We start from the raw sequence: 18,218 nt of genomic DNA on the forward strand, positions 1-18,218 counted from the left end.
CTACCCGATGAAACCCTCTCGCTTTGTGCTCCTGGTGGTCGCCGTCGCGATCGGCGGTGCCGTCGTCTACACCAACCATGAAAAGATCGGCGTCTTCGCGACGACGCAGTACGCGTCCCTCGTCGCGCAGTATGCGGCGCTGACGAAGCCAGCGGCGCCGCCGGCGCCCCCGGCCTTCGTCATGCCCGTGCCGGTCGTCTCCGTCACCAAGCAGACCCTGCCGGTGACGCTCGACTATTCGGCCCGCGTCGAGGCGACCGACAAGGTCACCCTGCAGGCGAAGGTCTCCGGCTACCTCGTCGAGCAGCACGTTCCCGACGGAGCCGACGTGAAGCAGGGCGATCTGCTCTACCGGATCGACTCACGGGATTACGACGTCGCGCTCGAGCAGGCGACGGCGCAGCTCGCGCGCGATACCGCCTCGCTGGACTACCTGAAGGCCAGCCTCGATCGCGGCGCCGATCTGGCCAAGGGCGGCTTCGTGTCGAAGGACACCTTCGACCAGCGGGCGAGCGCGGCGAAGCAGGCGGAATCGCTGCTCGCGATCGATCGGGCCGCCATCCGCGCGGCGGAACTCAATCGCGCCAACACCGAGATCCGGGCCCCCTTCGCCGGCCGCCTCGGCCGCAGTCTGGCGTCCGTCGGCACGCTCGTCGGCAGCGGCGGAACCGCGCTGAACTCGCTGGTCAGGATCGACCCCGTCTATGTCACGTTCAATCCGAGCGAGACCGATCTGGCGAAGATCCTGAAGGCGCGGGGGCAGGGCGAGGTGACGGCGGAGGCGTTCGTTCCCGGCGACGAGGCCCACCCGAAGCGGGGGACGCTGACCTTCATCGACAATGCCATCGACCAGTCCACCGGGACGATCGCCGTGCGCGTGACGATCGCCAATCCGGACGTGGCGCTGCTGCCGGGCCAGTATGTCCGCCTGCGTCTCCACATCGGCACCGAGCCGGACGCGTTGATGCTGCCGCAGGTGGCGATCGGGTCGAACCAGTTCGGCAAGTACGTCTATGTGATCGGCGAGGGCGACAAGGTGGAGATGCGCCCGGTCACCGTCGGCCGAAGCAACGGCAGCCTCGTCTCCATCGTGTCCGGCCTCAAGGAGACCGACCAGATCATAACCGGCAACCTGCAGAAGATCGGCCCCGGCCTACCGGTCAAGCCGATGCCGCAGAAGGTCGCGACGGCCGAGCAATCGAACCGGAATTAGGGAAAGAGGCCGAAGGAGCCGAGAGCGTTGCCCAGCGGCGTGGTCCTTCTGCGAGGAGATCGCATCCGAACTTGTCCGGGAGGGGGAGCATGGTGAACAGCTTATGCCCCTCTCTGCCCGGCTCGGTCGTCCTGGCTCGGTAGTGCCCATCGGATGACCTGGCCGAGCGTCAGCCCTTGCACAAGGATGCTGAAAAGAACGACGACATAGGTCGCGGCCAATAGCGGACCGTGTTGAGCCTGGTCGCCAAGCGAGAGTACCAAGGCGACCGAAACCCCGCCGCGCACGCCGCCCCAGGTCATGACCGGGATCGGCCCTGGCGCGAACGGTTTCCAACGCGACAGGACCAGCACAGAGGCCGAGACCGACAGGAAGCGGCCGACGAGAACCGCCGGTACGGCGATCAACCCGATCAATGCGAGACCGGTGTCCCACGGCAGGACCGCCAATTCGAGTCCGACGAGCATGAAGAGGACGGAGTTGAGGATCTCGTCGACCAGGCGCCAGAAGCCGAACACGTAGCGCCGCGTGACCTCGCTCATCGCCCGGTCCTTGCCGCGGTTGCCGATGAGCACGCCGGCGATCACCACCGATATCGGGCCGCTCATATGCAGGGCATCCGCGGTGACGTAGGTGGCGCTGACGAGCGCGATCGAGATCAGCACCTCGGTCGCGTAATCGTCGATCGCGTGCAGCGCGCGATAGGCGAGATATCCGGTGGCGAGTCCGAGCAGGGCGCCGCCGACCGCCTCGAGCAGCAGCATGCCGACGATCGCGTCCGGGCCTGGATCGCTGCCGCTACCGGCGAACTGAACGGTCACCGCGAAGAGCACGACGGCGATGCCGTCGTTGAAGAGCGTCTCGCCGGTCAGGTCGGTCTCGAGGTTCTCCGGCACGTCAACGGTGCGCAGAGCGGCGAGGACCGCCACCGGATCGGTCGGCGCGATCAGGGCGCCGAAGACGAACGCCCAGGCGAGCCCGATCGGCATGCCGATCAGATCGGTTCCCCACCAGAGCGCAACGGCGATGACCACGGTGGAGATTGCCGTGCCGAACGTGGCCAGCCCGCCAACGACCGGCAGGCGCCCTCGGAGACGCCTGAGATCGACGTTGATGGCGCTCGCGAAAAGCAGAAACCCGAGCAGGCCGTGCATGACTGTATCGTAGAAGTCGATCTGCCGAAGACTCCGCGTCAGCAGCGTATCGAAACCGGCCACGGGAAACAGGTTCCGCAGCACGACCAGTGCGAGCGACGTGGCGAGGCCGAGCACCAACACCCCGATGCTCTCCGGAAGACGGACAAGACGATGATTGAGCCAGGCGAAGATCGCCGTGGCCGTCAGCAAGATGGCGAGCATCTGGAACAGGGAAAGCATCGGTCGATCCCGAAGTCGGCGTCCTCACTCGACGGCATTGGGCAAGGTCCGACCTCTTCGCCGATCGCCGCGATCGCGACCGGCTAACCGATCCATCTCGCTCCTGTCCCGTGCCTTCCCCGAAGTTGGCGGTCGACGATCCGGAACAATTCAGCTCCCACACGGGTTGGCGGTCGTTGCAAGGCGGGGGCATCAAACGTGCCGCAGGTCTTCACGGCGTCTGCCGACACGCGGCTGCGCGCCGCCCTTCTCGTTCTGGCGCTGGCCGTGCTCTGGGCCGGCCTGTTCATCGGGGGCTACATGAACTCGAGCTACGCGACCGCGGTCGGGTCGGTGAAGGATCAGCCTGTCCCTTTCAGCCATCGCCACCACGTCGGCGGTCTCGGCATCGACTGCCGTTACTGCCACACCGGCGTCGAGGACAGCGCCGAGGCGGGCTTCCGGCCACCCACGTCTGCATGAGCTGCCACTCCCGGATCTGGACGGGCGCTCCGATGCTCGCGCCGGTCCGCCAAAGCCTCGCCGAGGAGAAGCGGATCCGCTGGCAGCGCGTCGCGCGTCTGCCGGACTACGTCTATTTCAACCATTCGATCCACCTGGCGCGCGGCGTTCCCTGCGTCGAGTGCCACGGCCGCGTCGACCAAATGCCGTTGATGAAGCAGGCGAAGCCCTTCCAGATGGGGTGGTGCCTCGACTGCCACCGCGACCCGGCCCCGCACCTCCGCCCGCGCGACCAGGTCACGCGGATGGACTGGTCCGACTAGGACGCCCATCCCGAGCAGCACCGCCTCTACGGCGCGCTGATGATGAAGGCCTACGCTGTCGAGCCGTCGAAGCTCGACGACTGCAACATCTGCCACAGGTGAATCATGCCGGGATCGAAGGCGGGCTCGGCCGATCCTTTCCGAGGCGTCGAGGCCCGCTCCGGGTCCGCATTCCGCCCCGGCCTCGACGATCCGGCCGGGGCGCGTGACCTTGCGGCCGTCATCCGGCAGGAGTTTCCAGCAGCCGCGCCCCTGTTGACGGCCGTCGACCGACGCTCTCTGCTCAAAGCGATGGCCGCTTCGCTCGCGCTGTCGGGCTTCGGCAGCGCAACTGCGGAGGCCGACGAGTTCGCGCTGCCCTATGTCGAGCAGCCCGAAGGCGAGGTCGAGGGCATCGCCCGCTGGTACGCGACCGCGGTGACGTTCGCGGGCTTCGCCCAGCCCGTCCTCGGCAAGACCCTCGCCGGCCGACCGGTCAAGCTGGAGGGCAACGGCGATCACCCGGCGACGGGCGGCGGCAGCGACCCGTTCCTGCAGGCGGCACTGCTCGGCCTCTACGATCCGTCGCGCTCGGCCGGGCCCCGGCGCTCCGGCGAACCCGCGAGCTGGCAGGCCTTCGACGCGGCGCTCGCCGACCGCGCCGTCGCACTCGACCGGTCGGGAGGCGAGGGCTTCCGCCTACTGACCGGCACCGTCACCTCGCCGACCTCGGCGCGGCAGATCGCAGCCTTTACGGCGCGCTGGCCGCACGCGCGCTGGCACGTGTTCGAGCCGCTCGCCGAGGACCACGGCGAGGTGACCGAACGCCTGTTCGGCCGCCGCCTGGATCTTCATCCGCGCCTCGACGCGGCGGAGGTCGTCGTCAGCCTCGATGCCGACCTGCTCGGTCCCGGGCCCCGGCAGATCGAGCAGGCACGCGCTTGGTCCAGACGCCGGCAGGCGTTCCGAAACGGCGACGGCGGCTGTCGCCTGATGGTGGCCGAGGCCGTTCCCTCGGCGACGGGGCTGATGGCCGAGCAGCGGCTCGTGGTCGCCGAATCACGCATCGGCCTGCTCGTTCGCGTCATCGCCGAAGTTCAGCGACGCCCAGAAGGCGTTCATCCTGAAACAGGGCGAGCAGGGTTTGCCCGTGGCGGAGATCTGTCGAAAGGCGGGAATCAGCCAAGCGACCTACTTCAGCTGGAAGAAGAAATATGAGGGCTTAACACCGCCGGAGATGCGGCGGTTGAAGCAGCTCGAGGACGAGAACGCCAAGCTGCGCAAGCTCGTCGCCGACCTCTCGCTCGACCGAGAAATGCTTCAGGATATCGTCCGGCGAAAAATCTGAGGCCTGTTCGGAAACGCGAGCTCGTCGACGATGTTCGGCGGGAGTGGGGAACGTCCATCCGGCGCACCTGTCGGCTCGTCGAGATGGACACGTCGACCTACCACTACCGCTCTCGTCGGCCCGACCAGGCCCCACTCAGAGCCCGCATCCAGGAGATCTGCGCCGTTCGCGTTCGGTATGGCTACCGGCGCATCCACGTCCTGTTGCGACGGGAGGGTTGGCAGGTGAACCACAAACGATCCTATAGGCTCTACAAGGAGTTGGGCCTTCAACTGCGGAACAAGACGCCGAAGCGACGCGTGAAGGCGAAGCTCCGGGACGATCGCGTCCCAGCGGCAAACCCCAACGACGTTTGGGCCATGGACTTCATTCACGATCAGCTGGCGACCGGCCAGAAGATCCGGGTTCTGTCGGTCGTCGACACGTTCTCGCGGTTCTCTCCGGCGCTCGACGCCCGCATCTCCTACCGCGGCGAGGACGTGGTCCGAACGCTCGAGAAAGTCTGCGCCGAGATAGGCTATCCGAAGACGATCCGGGTCGATCAGGGGTCCGAGTTCATCTCTCGCGACCTCGATCTGTGAGCCTATGCGAAGGGGGTGACGTTGGACTTCTCCCGACCGGGCAAGCCGACGGACAACGCCTTCGCCGAAGCCTTCAACAGCCGTATCCGGGCCGAGTGCATGAACGCACACTGGTTCCTGACCCTCGCCGACGCCCGCGAAAAGTTGGAGGCTTGGCGCAACGACTACAACGACGTCCGCCCGCACGGAGCGATCGGCAACAAGACGCCGCGTTCATTGCAAAATCCCGGTGGCGCATCCCGCCCGCTACCGTGACGAAGGCCGGAAACTCTAGCTTCCGGTGCTCCAAAGTCCGGGTGCGGACCAGCACCACGCTTCAGCGTCCGCTCATAGCGCCCATGAGGGCGGCGCCGAACAATCCGAGCATCTGCTGCTGCATCTGTTGCTGGTTCAGTAGGTCCTGTTGTTGCCGCTGGTAGTTCGCCATTTCGATCTCGAGCGCGCGCTGAGCGCTCGGGTGGCCTAGCGCCGCAGCCTGCTTGTAGAGCGCGATCTTCTCCCTCAGGGGATCGCTCGGCAGATAGGCTTTCTGGTCGATCATCTCGGCTAGGCTCATCATGCAGTCCGGATCGCCCAGCTGTACGCCGACCTTGAACTGGCGGACCGCCTCGTCCTTACTCTTGGCGAGAGAGATGTAGAGCCATCCCAGATTGTCGAAGGCAGCCGGATAGCGCTTGGCGGCGACGCGCTTCTGCATCTCGAAGGCGCGGGGCTTGTCGATCATCTGGGTTGCGCGTGCGAGTTGGTATTGGTAGCGCGCCTCGGCTGGATTGAGTTCGACCGCCTTGGTGCAGGCGTCGATCGCTTCACGCGTCTGGAGCTTCAGGATCTCGTAGGGGACCCCTCGACCGTTACCGCGCTGGTCCGTCGGGTTCCCCGCCAGTTCGTCGCATCGATCGCCGGCTCGGCGTTCGGCCTCGCGAGCCTCCGCTTCCCGGCGACGCTGCTCCGCCTCCCGTTCGGCTTGTTCGCGGCGTGTACGCTCGGCTGCTTCGGCCTGTCGCCTGCGCTCTTCCTCGCTTCTGCGCTGTTCTTCGGCGACCCTGCGCTTCTCTTCCGCGGCGCGGCGTTCTGCCTCGGCGCGCTGTTCCGCCTCCTGACGCTCGCGTGCGATCTTCGCCTCGGCTTCGGCCTTGGCGCGGGCCTCGCGCTCTTCCTGTTCGCGCTTGGCCTGCTCGCGTCGCGCCCGCTCCGCCGCCTCGATCTGGCGGCGTTGTTCCTCGGCGACCCTGCGCTTCTCCTCGTCCGCACGCCGCTCGGCCTCGGCGCGCTGTTGCGCTTCCAGCCGCTCGCGCGCGAGCTTCGCCTCGGCTTCGGCCTTGGCGCGGGCCTCGCGCTCTTCCTGTTCGCGCCTGGCCTGCTCGCGTCGCGCTTGCTCGGCCGCCTCGGTCTGGCGGCGTTGTTCCTCTGCGGCTATGCGCTTCTCGTTTTCCGCGCGCCGCTCGGCCTCGGCGCGCTGTTCCGCTTCCTGACGCTCGCGTGCGAGCTTCGCCTCGGCTTCGGCCTTGGCGCGGGCTTCGCGCTCTTCCTGTTCGCGCTTGAAATCCATGACGAAGGCCTTGTCCGCAACCATGAGCGGCTCCCCGACCGTCGGGTGGAAGCCGGGTGCGTCGAAGAAGCTGTAGCGCCCCTCGGTGTCCTTCCAGTACCAGATCCGCGGCGCCCCGGTGATCTGATCGAAGAACGGATATGTCTTGGGATCGACCGGCTCCGGTGCCTTGCTCGGCACGGCGCGCGCCGTCGCTCGTTTCGTTTGCCACTCCTCGATGACGTCGCGGGTGATGGGCAGAAGGGGTTCGCCCGACTTCGGGTGGAATCCCTTAGCGTCGTAGAGCTCGATGTCACCGTTCGACGTCTTCTGATACCAGACGATCGGTTGTCCGCTGGCTCGATCGAAGAACGTCGGATCGTCGGTGGTCAGGAGCCCCGGGGTTCCGCGATTGTCCGGGCGCCGTGCCGTCTCCGTCGATGCTCGGTGCTCGGGCCCCGGCTCTTGCGACACCGATGCGGCCGTGGCGAGCGACCCGAGTTGCGGCCTGGCTTCTGCCCTTGTGCGTTCGGGTGCCGAACCCGCGCTCCAGTACCAATATCCCCCGGCGGCGGAGAGGACGAGAACGGCTGCGCTCAGGGCGGCGAGCCGAGGCGACGTCGGGCGCGGCGCGGAGAGCGGCGGCGGCGAGAAGCCGTCGTTCGTGGTCTCCGTGTCTGATGTTGGCAGTGGTTTTGCGGGCAGTGCCGCGAGGGGCCCGTCGAGGTTGCCGACGGTGGTCACCAACTGGTCGAGGGCCTTGTCGCGCTCGACGAAGGCGTCGATCCAATGAAGGTCGGTAAGCCTGATCTTGAGGCCTTTGCGCGGTTTGGCGTCTTCGATCCGCAGAGGGATGACGATCTTGCCGCTCTCGCCGGCGACGGTCACTTCGCGACGGATGTAGTCGCTGTCGTTGCATCGGTCCGAGAAGACGAGCAGCATCGCGCGGCACTCGTCGAGCGCGTCGGCGATGGCGTCGTCGTAGGCCTGACCGCCTACGATATCCCTGGGCGCGAACCAGCAGCGCAGACCGCGCTTCTCGAGTTCGACGACGAGATCCTGAGCGGTCTGCCGGTCCTCCGTGACGTGGCAGACAAACAGGTCGATGCGGGCCATGGTGCCGTTCCGCTACCGCTGACAGCAATCTCAAATTGCTATCGGGCCGATGTGAAACTGACAAGCCGAAAAGTCGTGCGACTTTCCGCTACGTCTTCCGCTCCGCCGGAATCATAAAATGGAGGCGACGGGGGGGGCGCGGCATCCGCCTATTCGCCCCCCGTCCGCTTCCGTCGTTCGGCGCCGCGAGATTGCCCAGACAGGAGGGCTCAGCCGAGCTCGGCGGCCTTGATGCGGAACAGGCGGGCCCAGCCTTCGAGATCCTGCAGCATCAACGTCGTGACGGCGGTCGCTTCACTGCCAAGAGCCTGAGAGGCGAGGGGACGGCCACCCGCGATCCGTGCGACCCGCTCGGCCGCATGCCGGAGCTCGACTTCCATATGTCGGGACTGCACCGCCAGAAGCTCTAGTTCGGCATAGGCCCGGATGCCCACGAACGCGGCCGACGCCGCCGGCAAGACCGTCGCCGCCCAGCCCAGCAGCAGCGCAATGCGATCCCAAGGGCCGCCGTGGGCGTCGTGCGTCCAATGACCAAGCAGGAGTTTCAGGGCGACGAAGACGCCGACGGCGAGGAACAGGAACACGCCCGTGCGCTCCAGCGTCGCGCTCGCACGGTGGGCGACGGTATGCCGTTCGCGATGGTAGAGCGCTTGTTCGGCGACCAGCTTCGCCAGGGTATCCGACTGGTGCCGAAGGCCGTCCTCGGAGATCGCACCCGCAGCGAAAGGTGCGCCGCGCTGCCATGCGGCGAAGAGCCAGGCGACCCATCCGGAAGGGTCCCTGGGGCGGGTCCCGTGCTCGCCGACCGCGGTCCGGACCGCGACGATCGGGAGCGTCCAGCCCAGCGGGGCGAGAACCTGCTGCTTGCGGGCGAGTTCGGCGAGGAGCCGATACTCGATCGATCGCTCGTGCCAGTCTCGCGCCTTGACCGCCACGACGAGGGCGAGAACCGCGACAAGACAGACGAATTCGACCCAGGTCGCGGTCGATTTGAGACCGACTAGCAGCTCGGCTTCATGATCGCTCCCTATCAGCGCGGCGAGGGCTAGCGCGGACGCCCCACAGACGAGCGCCACGGTCGCAAGGAGAAAGACCCACACGTAGGACGAACGGTAGCGCAGCGCATATTCTGCCGCTCGGGAGTCCGCTGGCGCGAAGCGCTGGTACCAATACCCGTCCGCTTCGGCTCCATCTACCTGCCTCGAATGCCCGACACGGGGGAGAGCGGATCGCGTCGCGAGGGCGATCAGGCGCCGATGAGCATGCCAGAGCCGGTGATCGGGCAGGGGCCGTTCGCCGAAGAATCGCTCCAGCGGCGTTTCCTTGCTGCGCAACCACCCCGCCATCCGGTCGAGCAGACCGTGCGCCTGACGACGGGGAGGCTTGGGGGGCTCGACGATGGTGGCGAGCCAGACGCCCATTGCGATGGCCCAGTCGCTGGGCGCCCCGTCGGTGTGGACGAGGTCTAGAGGCTCGGCGATCCACCGCGGTGGCGCTGCCTCTGCGGTGTTGATCCAGACGACGGGTACCCCCACGGCGGCCGCATAGCGCACGATGTCGCCGGTGCCGCCTCTGCCGCCGGGCTTGCCGTCCCACAGCGCGATCAGAACATCCGATTGCCGGACTACCAGCCGGCCGACCGCCTCGTAGCTCCGCGCCTCCAAGTCGCCGCGCGCACCGTCGAGCGCGAACGAACCCTCCGTCGCTGCGGCGAACAATTTCCGAAACTCGGCCAGATCGTCGGGCGTGTCGAAGTCGGCTTCGTAGTCCGCGAGGGCGAACGGCGTCGGTACGTGTAACGAAGCCCCGATTTCGGGCGACAGCGCAACCCGGGCGACCAACCGGTCCGCCCCGGCCGCGAGTGGGCTCGTGAGCCGGAGCCTCGGCCCGCGAGCCTCGGCAGCATATGCGGCTCGGACCGTATCGCGGGCCGCGAGCCCATAGAATTCGGTCCGTAGCCGGAGCAGAACCTCGCGGACAAGGGCCTCGAGCCGTGACAAGGACGCAGGCTCGATGAGCCTCGCTCCGGTGACGCCGACCCGCAGCGCGATGGAGGGACGAAGATCTGCCGCCGGTAGCGCGGGAGCCTTTAGTATCATGGTACTTTTCGGCCTGCGGGTGGGTACGCAATCAGCAATAGCACAATTTAACCTCATTCGACATTTCGTGTCGAATGGCCTGCTGCCGGTTCCGTGGACACGATCCCAAGCTAATTCGGCCGTCCGTTCGAACTCTGCCGGGCTGAGATTGCCGATCGGCCCGTCTTGCGTTTCTGGTTGTAAAAAACCAGCGACCTTGCAGCTTACAGATAGCATTTTTGTCGATACGCGTAACGCGGGTGCGATCGTGCGGGCTTTCGCGATGGCTCGGTAGGTGATTGACAATACGAGCCGGAAAACTTCCGCCTGATATCGGGCATCTTCTAGGGCGTCATGCGTGCCGGGCAGAGTCGGTTTCAGGTGCGCCGCAGCTTTACTGGATCGTGTATCGTGCCAAGAACAGTTGCGCCCATATAAAGCCTGAGTTTTGCATCACGGATGCGAGTGCGCCTTCCGGATTGGTTCACAGAGTTCCTGCCAGCGCTCGGCCTTTTTTGGGGGGGCGTTTCGACTCTCGTACACCTCACCCCAACAGACGGTCAGCCAGACGACAGTATGTTACCCATGATGCGATCTCCTTTAGTATGCTTTTATTTGCCAGGTATGAAGTACATTGATCCAACTTCGAGAAATATAAGTATTGAAATTAGGGTGCCGATTTTTGAAATTTTTCGGATTTCACGAAGGTCGTCTAAGATTTCATCTGGTATTTTTTTGAATTCTGTCTTTATGAGTATTAGGGGTGTTGCTGACGGGGATACATACAAATATTTCTCGACGTCTCTCCTCTTAAGGAGTCGCTGTGAAATGATGCGATTTCGCGCCATCGCTAGCCATAGGCCGGCGATGCTCAGGGCGATGAAAATAATAATCGTTATTTGAGCAAGAAATATATTCATGGATATTGTCTCGCTGAAACGTAGTTTTAAGGTTTGGCGGAGGGCCGGAAAAGCCTGGGTTTTGCTCGCGGATGCGAGCGCGCCTTCCGGATTGGTTCACAGAGTTCCTGCCAGCGCTTGGTTTTTTGGGGGGCGTTTCGACTCTAGTATACTCACCCCAACAGAGTGTCAGCCAGACGACAGTTTCACCCAACCCCTGGAAATCCAGGGATGACGTAAAGGAAAGTCAGGCGGCTAGCGCCCCACCGGCTCTGGCGTGAGCGCCACGCCTTCCTTCGCCTTGCTGTCCTTCGACAAGGTCTGTCAATCGGCGAGCAATCTTGACCCCGGATCGGCGTCGAACTTTGACCCCCTGGTTTCGCGCAGTTGGGCGCTTCCGATCGAATGTCGAAGCTTCGCTGTGAGCATGTCGTCGGTGTCGTGACGGAGGGAGGGCGTAGCCCGACCGGAGGCACTATACCGACGACGGCGCCGATCTCAGGCCCGGTGTTTGAAGCGCCAGCTGTCGTTGCCGGTCTCGACGATGTCGCAGTGATGGGTGAGGCGGTCGAGCAGCGCCGTAGTCATCTTGGCGTCGCCGAACACCGACGGCCATTCGCCGAAGGCGAGGTTGGTCGTGACCACGATCGAGGTGCGCTCGTAGAGCCGGCTGATCAGGTGGAACAGCAACTGACCGCCGGATTGGGCGAAGGGCAGGTAGCCCAACTCGTCGAGGACGACGAAGCCGAGGCGGCAGAGCCAGTCGGCCATTCGCCCCTGTCGGCCGGCACGGGTCTCGGCCTCGAGCTTGTTCACGAGGTCGACGACGTTGAAGTACCGCCCCCGCATGCCGGCTCGGATGCAGGCCCGTGCGATGGCGATGGCCAGGTGGGTCTTGCCCGTGCCGGTACCGCCGATCAGCACGACGTTGCGCTGCTGGCCGATGAAGCCGCCGGCGGCGAGGTCTCTGACCAGGTTCTCGTTGATCGGCGTGCCGTCGAAGGCGAACTCGTCGATGTCCTTGGCGAGCGGCAGCTTGGCCACGCCCATCTGGTAACGGATGGAGCGGGCCTGCTTCTCGGCGATCTCGGCGGTGAGCATCGCCGCGACGATGCGCTGTGGGTCGTGGTTGCGCTTCAGGGCCGCCGCTACGATCTCGTCGTAGGCCGCCTTCATGCCGAACAGCTTCAGCTCGGTCATCGTGCTCAGGATCTTGGTGCGGTCCATCAGCCGGCCCTCCGCAGGTCGTCGTACCGCGCGCAGTCGGCAATCGGCTCGAACCGCAGCTTCAACGCATCCGGGGTCAGGATGCCGACCGGGATCGGCGCGGGCCGCCGTCGCGCCAGGATGTTCAGCACCACGTCGGCGGAGTGCACGCCTTCGCCGAGCGCCTCGGCGCAGGCCGCCTCGACCGCACCCAGTCCGTCGTCGAGCACCGCGGCGAGGATCTCCACCATCTGCCGGTCGCCGTCGTTGGAGCCGGCGAGCTTGCGGCGCACCCGATCCATCGCGCCCGGCAGAACCCAGTCCTTGAACGGGGCGCCGTTGCGCAGGGCTCCCGGCTTGCGGGCGAGCACCGGCACGTAGTGCCAGGGATCGTAGATCGTCTCGCCGCGACCGAAGGAGCGAGGATGCTCGGCGACCACTCGGCCGTCCTGACGAACGACGATCCGATCGGCATAGGCCCGGATCTCCACCGGCCGGCCGACCGCGCTCGCCGATACGGAGTATTTGTTGTTGTCGAACCGCACGAGGCAGGTCTTCGATACCGACGCCGTCACCGCGTGGAACCCGTCGAAGGGGCCGCGATACGGCACCAGCGACGCCCGCTCGGCTTCGAACGCTTCCCATATCGTCCGGTCGGGGAACTCCGGGTTCCGATGCGCCTTGGCGTAGGCGATGCACCGGTCGAGCAGCAGGGTGTTCAACTCGTCGAAGGACCGAACCCGCAGGCGCGGGGTGAAGAACCGCTCGCGGACCAGCCCGACCTGGTTCTCGACCTGCCCCTTCTCCCAGCCCGAAGCCGGCGTGCAGGCGACCGGCTCGACGAGGTAATGCCCCGCCATCTGCAGGAAGCGCCGATTGTAGGCCCGCTCCTTGCCGACGAAGATCGTCTCCACCGCGGTCTTCATGTTGTCGTAGATGCCGCGCGTGCAGGTGCCCCGGAAGAAGGCGAAGGCCCGGTCGTGGGCATCGAACACCATCTCCTGGCTCTCGCGCGGATAGGCACGGACGAACATCATTCGGCTGTGGCAGAGCCGGACGTGCGCCACCTTCACCGTCATCGGCAGGCCGTTCATCAGGACGACCTCGTGGCTCCAGTCGAACTGGTACGCCTCGCCCGGCGCGAAGGAGAGCGGCACGTAGGCGTCGACCTTCGCCGCCGACGTCTCCAACGCCCAGGCCCGCGCGTAGCGACGAACGGCGTCGTAGCCGCCTTCGTAACCCCGGCCGCGCAACTCCTCGAACAGTCGAACCAGCGTCAGCCGCTCACGCGCAGATGCTGCCGCGTTCGCCGCGAGCAGCCCGTCCAACTCGGTCTTCCACGGTCCGAGCTTCGGTAGCGGCTGGTTCCCGCGACTGTAGGAGAAGATCGTTTCACCGGAACGCAGCACCTTCCGGACCGTGTTCCGGGCAACATGCAGTTCGCGGGCGATCTCCTTGATCGAACGACCTCGAACGAAGAACTCGCGGCGTATCCGCGCAATCGTATCCACTGACTTCATCCCCCGACCGCCGCCCTCCACGAAAGGAACGGCAGTCTGCTCGCGGTGGCGGTAAGGGGGTCAAAATTGGACGCCGATCACCCCTCGTAGGGGGTCAAAGTTCCACGCCGAAACACAAGCGTCAGCACGGTCGTCACCGCAAGGTTGCCGTCGGCCTCCTCTATCAGGATCACCGCGTTGCAAATGATCATGTCTACGGCGTCGAGCTGGTCGAAGACCGCGTGACGAAGAAGCCGGCGAAGCTCGCGGCCCTCTGGGTGCGCGAACGCATGAAGTCGCTCGGCGTCCTGCTCGCGTCGTCGGGCCCGTACGGCAACATCATCAAGATCAGACCGCCGCTGTGCCTGAGCATGGACGAGGCGAACGCCTGTCTCGCCGCGCTCGACCGCTCCCTCGCCGAGGTTCCGGCAGACCGGCGGACGTCGGCTTGAGCGCAGGGCGATCCGACCGGTCGGGCCGGAGCCGGAGCCGGAGCCGGCGTTCTCGCACGTCCGTCCGAAACACCACCACCAACGCACTGCGCACCTCGCCTGACGCCGTCGGCGGGGCAGGGCGCCCCGCGCGTTCGCCAGACATGGACGCCCCATGAAGAACCACCACCCGTCGCTGCCTGCCACCGAGAGTTTCGTTGCTTTCCCGAGGGGCTCGCCCGCTCCACAGGGGGGTGTTCGGATAAATGGAACCCCGAGACATAAAAGGCCCGTCGGGTGACGGGCCTCTTGGCGATAACTCACTGTTTTTAAAGGGAAATGGGCACTCAAAACCGCCTTTTTGGCTGGAATTTGAGTGACTTTGGACGGAACTCAGGGGTCTTCAACACACCCTGCCGCCTCAGCTGCAGCCGCTCGTCGAGCCGCAGGTGTCACACTTCAGGCAGGTGCCGTTGCGCACCATCGTGAAGTTGCCGCATTCCTGGCAGTTCTCGCCCTCGTAGCCCTTCATGCGCGCTTCCGCGATCTTGGCGCCGACGTCCTGGACCGGGCGGGCTTCGGCCTTGCCGACCGTCGCCTGCGCGGCCTCGAAGCGCCGATCCGGCCTTCAGCGCGGTCGCGCCGAACACGGTGCCGAGCGTCGTCACCACGTTCGAAGCCGCGGTCGCGGTCGAGCCGCCGCGGTTGGCGGCGCCTTCGACCACCTTCAGGCGCTCGTGGACCCGGCCACGGACCAGGCCGCGGGAGACCACCGTCTCCGGGCCCGGACGCGGCGCGGTGTCGGCATCGCCGACCGTCGTGCCGAAGTCGTCCGGGTTGGTGTGGGCGAGGTCGTGGCGGCCGAGATAGCTGACCGCCAGTTCGCGGAAGATGTAGTCGAGGATCGAGGTGGCGTTCTTGATCGCCTCGTTGCCGATCACCATGCCCGCTGGCTCGAACTTCGTGAACACGAAGGCGTCGACGAACTCCTCGAGCGGCACGCCATATTGCAGGCCGACCGAGACCGCGATCGAGAATGAGTCCATCAGCGCGCGGAAGGCCGAGCCTTCCTTGTGCATGTCGATGAAGATCTCGCCGATGCGGCCGTCGTCGTATTCGCCGGTGCGCAGGTAGACCTTGTGGCCGCCGACGACCGCCTTCTGGGTGTAGCCCTTGCGGCGGTTCGGCATCTTCTCGCGCTGGCGGACATGCCGCTCGATGATGCGCTCGACGATGCGCTCGGCCGCCACGCTGGCGCGCGACTGAGCCGGCTGGCTCGCGCGCATGGCCTCGATCGCGTCCTCCGCCTCGTCCTCATCATCGGCGATGAGCTGGCTGTTCAGCGGCTGCGACAGTTTCGAACCGTCGCGGTAGAGCGCGTTCGCCTTGAGCGCCAGACGCCAGGACAGCATGTAGGCGTTCTTGGCGTCCTCGACCGAGGCGTCGTTCGGCATGTTGATGGTCTTGGAGATCGCGCCCGAGATGAACGGCTGCGCCGCCGCCATCATGCGGATGTGGCTCTCCACCGACAGGAAGCGCTTGCCGGTACGGCCGCACGGATTGGCGCAGTCGAACACGGCGAGGTGTTCGGCCTTGAGGTGCGGGGCGCCCTCGACCGTCATCGCGCCGCAGACGTGGATGTTGGCGGCCTCGATCTCGGCCTTCGAGTAGCCGAGCGCGGTCAGCATGTCGAAGGACGGGCTGTCGAGGTCCTCGGCGGAGAAGCCGAGCACGGTCTTGCAGAAGTCCTCGCCGAGCGTCCACTTGTTGAAGGCGAACTTGATGTCGAACGCCGACTTCAGGCCGGCCGCGACCTTGGCCAGGGCCTCGTCGGTGAAGCCGCGCGCCTTCAGCGTGGTCGGGTTGACGCCCGGCGCCTGGGCGAGCGAGCCGTGGCCGACCGCATAGGCTTCCACTTCGGCGATCTCGCTCTCGCGATAGCCGAGCGTACGCAGGGCCTGCGGCACCGACTGGTTGATGATCTTGAAGTAGCCGCCGCCGGCGAGCTTCTTGAACTTCACGAGCGCGAAGTCGGGCTCGATGCCGGTGGTGTCGCAGTCCATGACGAGGCCGATCGTGCCGGTCGGCGCGATCACGGTGGTCTGGGCGTTGCGGTAGCCGAACTTCTCGCCGAGCGTCAGGGCCTCGTCCCAGGCCCGGGTCGCCGCCGCGATCAGCCGCTGGTCCGGGCAGGAGGCATGGTCGAGCGGCACGGGCAGGGTTGCGAGCTTCTCGTAGCCGTCGAGGTTGCCATGGGCGGCGCGGCGGTGATTGCGGATCACGCGCAGCATGTCGCCGGCGTTTTCGGTGTAGCCGGGGAAGGGCCCGAGCTCCTTGGCCATCTCGGCCGAGGTCTTGTAGGCGACGCCGGTCATGATCGCGGTCAGTGCGCCGCAGATCGCGCGGCCTTCCGGGCTGTCGTAGGCGATGCCGGACGACATCAGGAGGCCGCCGATGTTGGCGTAGCCGAGGCCGAGCGTGCGGAACTTGTAGGAGAGTTCGGCGATCGCGCGGCTCGGGAACTGCGCCATCAGCACCGAAACCTCGAGCACGACGGTCCAGAACCGGCAGGTGTGCTCGTAGGCTTCAATGTCGAACGAGCCGTCTTCCTTGCGGTAGGGCAGCAGGTTCACCGAGGCGAGATTGCACGCCGTATCGTCGAGGAACATGTACTCCGAGCACGGATTCGAGGCGCGGATCTCGCCGGAAGCCGGGCAGGTGTGCCAGTCGTTGATCGTGGTGTGGAACTGGATGCCCGGATCGGCCGAGGCCCAGGCGGCGTGGCCGATGGTCTCCCACAGTTCGCGGGCGCGCAGGGTCTTCTTGATCTTGCCGTCGGTGCGGCGGATCAGATCCCACTTGCCGTCGGTCTCGACCGCGCGCAGGAACTCGTCGGTGACGCGCACCGAGTTGTTCGAGTTCTGGCCGGAGACCGTCAGGTAGGCCTCCGAGTCCCAATCGGTGTCGTAGACCGGGAACTCTATGTCCGTGTAGCCCTGCTTGGCGAACTGTATCACGCGCTTGATGTAGTTCTCCGGCACGGCGTTCTTCTTCGCCGCGCGGATCTCGCGCTTCAGGGCGGTGTTCTTCGCCGGGTCGAAGCAATCCTCGCCCGAGGCCTCGCAGTTCACGCAGGCCTTCATGATCGCGGAGAGGTGCTTGGAGCAGATCTTCGAGCCGGTGACGAGCGCGGCGACCTTCTGCTCTTCCTTGACCTTCCAGTTGATGTAGGCCTCGATGTCGGGATGGTCGATGTCGACCACGACCATCTTGGCGGCGCGGCGGGTCGTGCCGCCCGACTTGATGGCGCCCGCGGCGCGGTCGCCGATCTTCAGGAAGCTCATCAGGCCCGAGGAGCGGCCGCCACCGCCGAGGCGCTCGCCGTCGCCGCGCAGCCGGGAGAAGTTCGAGCCGGTGCCGGAGCCGTATTTGAACAGGCGCGCCTCACGGACCCACAGGTCCATGATGCCGTTCTCGTTGACGAGGTCGTCGTCGACCGACTGGATGAAGCAGGCGTGCGGCTGGGGGTGCTCGTAGGCGCTCTCGGAGCGGGTGAGGGCGCCGGTGCGGTAGTCGACGTAGAAGTGGCCCTGGCTCGGGCCGTCGATGCCGTAGGCCCAATGCAGGCCGGTGTTGAACCACTGCGGGCTGTTCGGCGCGACCAGCTGCTTGGCCAGCATGTAGCGCAGCTCGTCATAGAAGGTGCGGGCGTCTTCTTCCTGGTCGAAGTAGCCGCCCTTCCAGCCCCAGTAGGTCCAGGTGCCGGCGAGACGGTCGAACACCTGGCGCGCGTCGGTCTCCGAGCCGTAGCGCTCGGTTTCGGGCAGCTTCGCGAGCGCCTTCTCGTCCGGCACGGAGCGCCACAGCCAGGAGGGGACGGTCTCCTCCTCGACGCGCTTCAGCTTCGCCGGTACGCCCGCCTTGCGGAAGTACTTCTGGGCGAGGATGTCGGCCGCGACCTGGCTGAACTGGTTCGGCACCTCGATGCCGTCCAGCTTGAACACGATCGAGCCGTCCGGATTGCGGATCTCGCTCGTCGTGGTCCGGAATTCGATGGCCGCGTACGGCGAACGTCCCGCCGTCGTGAAGCGCCGCTCCATGCGCATGATATTCGACCCCCAAAGTCGATCGGGCCGCTATCCGCGGATGCCCGATCCTATCACGATTTGCCCGAACTCGTTCCACGCCTGCCTGTCGCCG

At 65.9% G+C, this 18,218-nt stretch carries 8 protein-coding genes and 3 pseudogenes; 5 read left to right on the forward strand and 6 right to left on the reverse strand.

The features are described 5' to 3' along the window. Positions 1 to 7: 7 nt before the first annotated feature. A complete protein-coding gene (locus tag ABS361_05915; protein ID XBY45797.1) occupies positions 8 to 1,213 on the forward strand; it encodes an efflux RND transporter periplasmic adaptor subunit in 1,206 nt (401 codons plus the stop codon). A gap of 101 nt (positions 1,214 to 1,314) precedes the next feature. On the opposite strand, the gene ABS361_05920 is transcribed toward ABS361_05915, so the two are convergent. Next, positions 1,315 to 2,589: a sodium:proton antiporter gene (locus ABS361_05920; GenBank protein ID XBY45798.1), complete on the reverse strand. Its 1,275-nt coding sequence runs from the start codon at positions 2,587 to 2,589 to the stop codon at positions 1,315 to 1,317. Positions 2,590 to 2,844: 255 nt separating this feature from the next. Here ABS361_05920 and ABS361_05925 point away from each other — a divergent pair. The 3 genes and pseudogenes from ABS361_05925 (at position 2,845) to ABS361_05935 (ending at position 5,516) form a co-directional block, all read left to right on the forward strand. Next, positions 2,845 to 3,455, forward strand: a pseudogene (locus ABS361_05925) (cytochrome c3 family protein). A gap of 3 nt (positions 3,456 to 3,458) precedes the next feature. Further along, positions 3,459 to 4,550, forward strand: a complete 1,092-nt coding sequence (locus tag ABS361_05930) for a hypothetical protein (GenBank protein ID XBY45799.1) — start codon at positions 3,459 to 3,461, stop codon at positions 4,548 to 4,550. Next, positions 4,453 to 5,516: pseudogene (locus ABS361_05935) on the forward strand (IS3 family transposase). The gene ABS361_05930 and the pseudogene ABS361_05935 overlap by 98 nt, the downstream one beginning before the upstream one ends. A 61-nt stretch (positions 5,517 to 5,577) precedes the next feature. On the opposite strand, the gene ABS361_05940 reads toward ABS361_05935, so the two are convergent. From ABS361_05940 to istA, 4 genes are all read right to left on the reverse strand, one after another. Continuing rightward, complete coding sequence (locus tag ABS361_05940) at positions 5,578 to 7,905, reverse strand: TIR domain-containing protein (protein ID XBY45800.1); 2,328 nt, start codon at positions 7,903 to 7,905, stop codon at positions 5,578 to 5,580. 209 nt (positions 7,906 to 8,114) lie between these two features. Continuing rightward, positions 8,115 to 9,746, reverse strand: a complete 1,632-nt coding sequence (locus ABS361_05945) for a hypothetical protein (GenBank protein ID XBY45801.1) — start codon at positions 9,744 to 9,746, stop codon at positions 8,115 to 8,117. Positions 9,747 to 11,380: 1,634 nt separating this feature from the next. After that, on the reverse strand, positions 11,381 to 12,109 hold the full coding sequence (gene istB, locus ABS361_05950) for an IS21-like element helper ATPase IstB (protein XBY45802.1): 729 nt from the start codon (positions 12,107 to 12,109) through the stop codon (positions 11,381 to 11,383). Next, positions 12,109 to 13,608, reverse strand: a complete 1,500-nt coding sequence (gene istA, locus ABS361_05955; GenBank protein ID XBY45803.1) for an IS21 family transposase — start codon at positions 13,606 to 13,608, stop codon at positions 12,109 to 12,111. Before istA ends, istB begins: the two co-directional genes overlap by 1 nt. 221 nt (positions 13,609 to 13,829) lie before the next feature. Between istA and ABS361_05960 the strand changes: the two genes are divergently transcribed. Then, complete coding sequence (locus ABS361_05960; protein XBY45804.1) at positions 13,830 to 14,039, forward strand: hypothetical protein; 210 nt, start codon at positions 13,830 to 13,832, stop codon at positions 14,037 to 14,039. 400 nt (positions 14,040 to 14,439) lie between these two features. Here the strand turns inward: ABS361_05960 and ABS361_05965 are convergent. Beyond that, a pseudogene (locus ABS361_05965) lies at positions 14,440 to 18,124 on the reverse strand (vitamin B12-dependent ribonucleotide reductase). Between the last annotated feature and the right edge of the window lie 94 nt (positions 18,125 to 18,218).

This window comes from Ancalomicrobiaceae bacterium S20, assembly GCA_040269895.1.
Classification (GTDB): domain Bacteria; phylum Pseudomonadota; class Alphaproteobacteria; order Rhizobiales; family Ancalomicrobiaceae; genus Methyloraptor; species Methyloraptor flagellatus.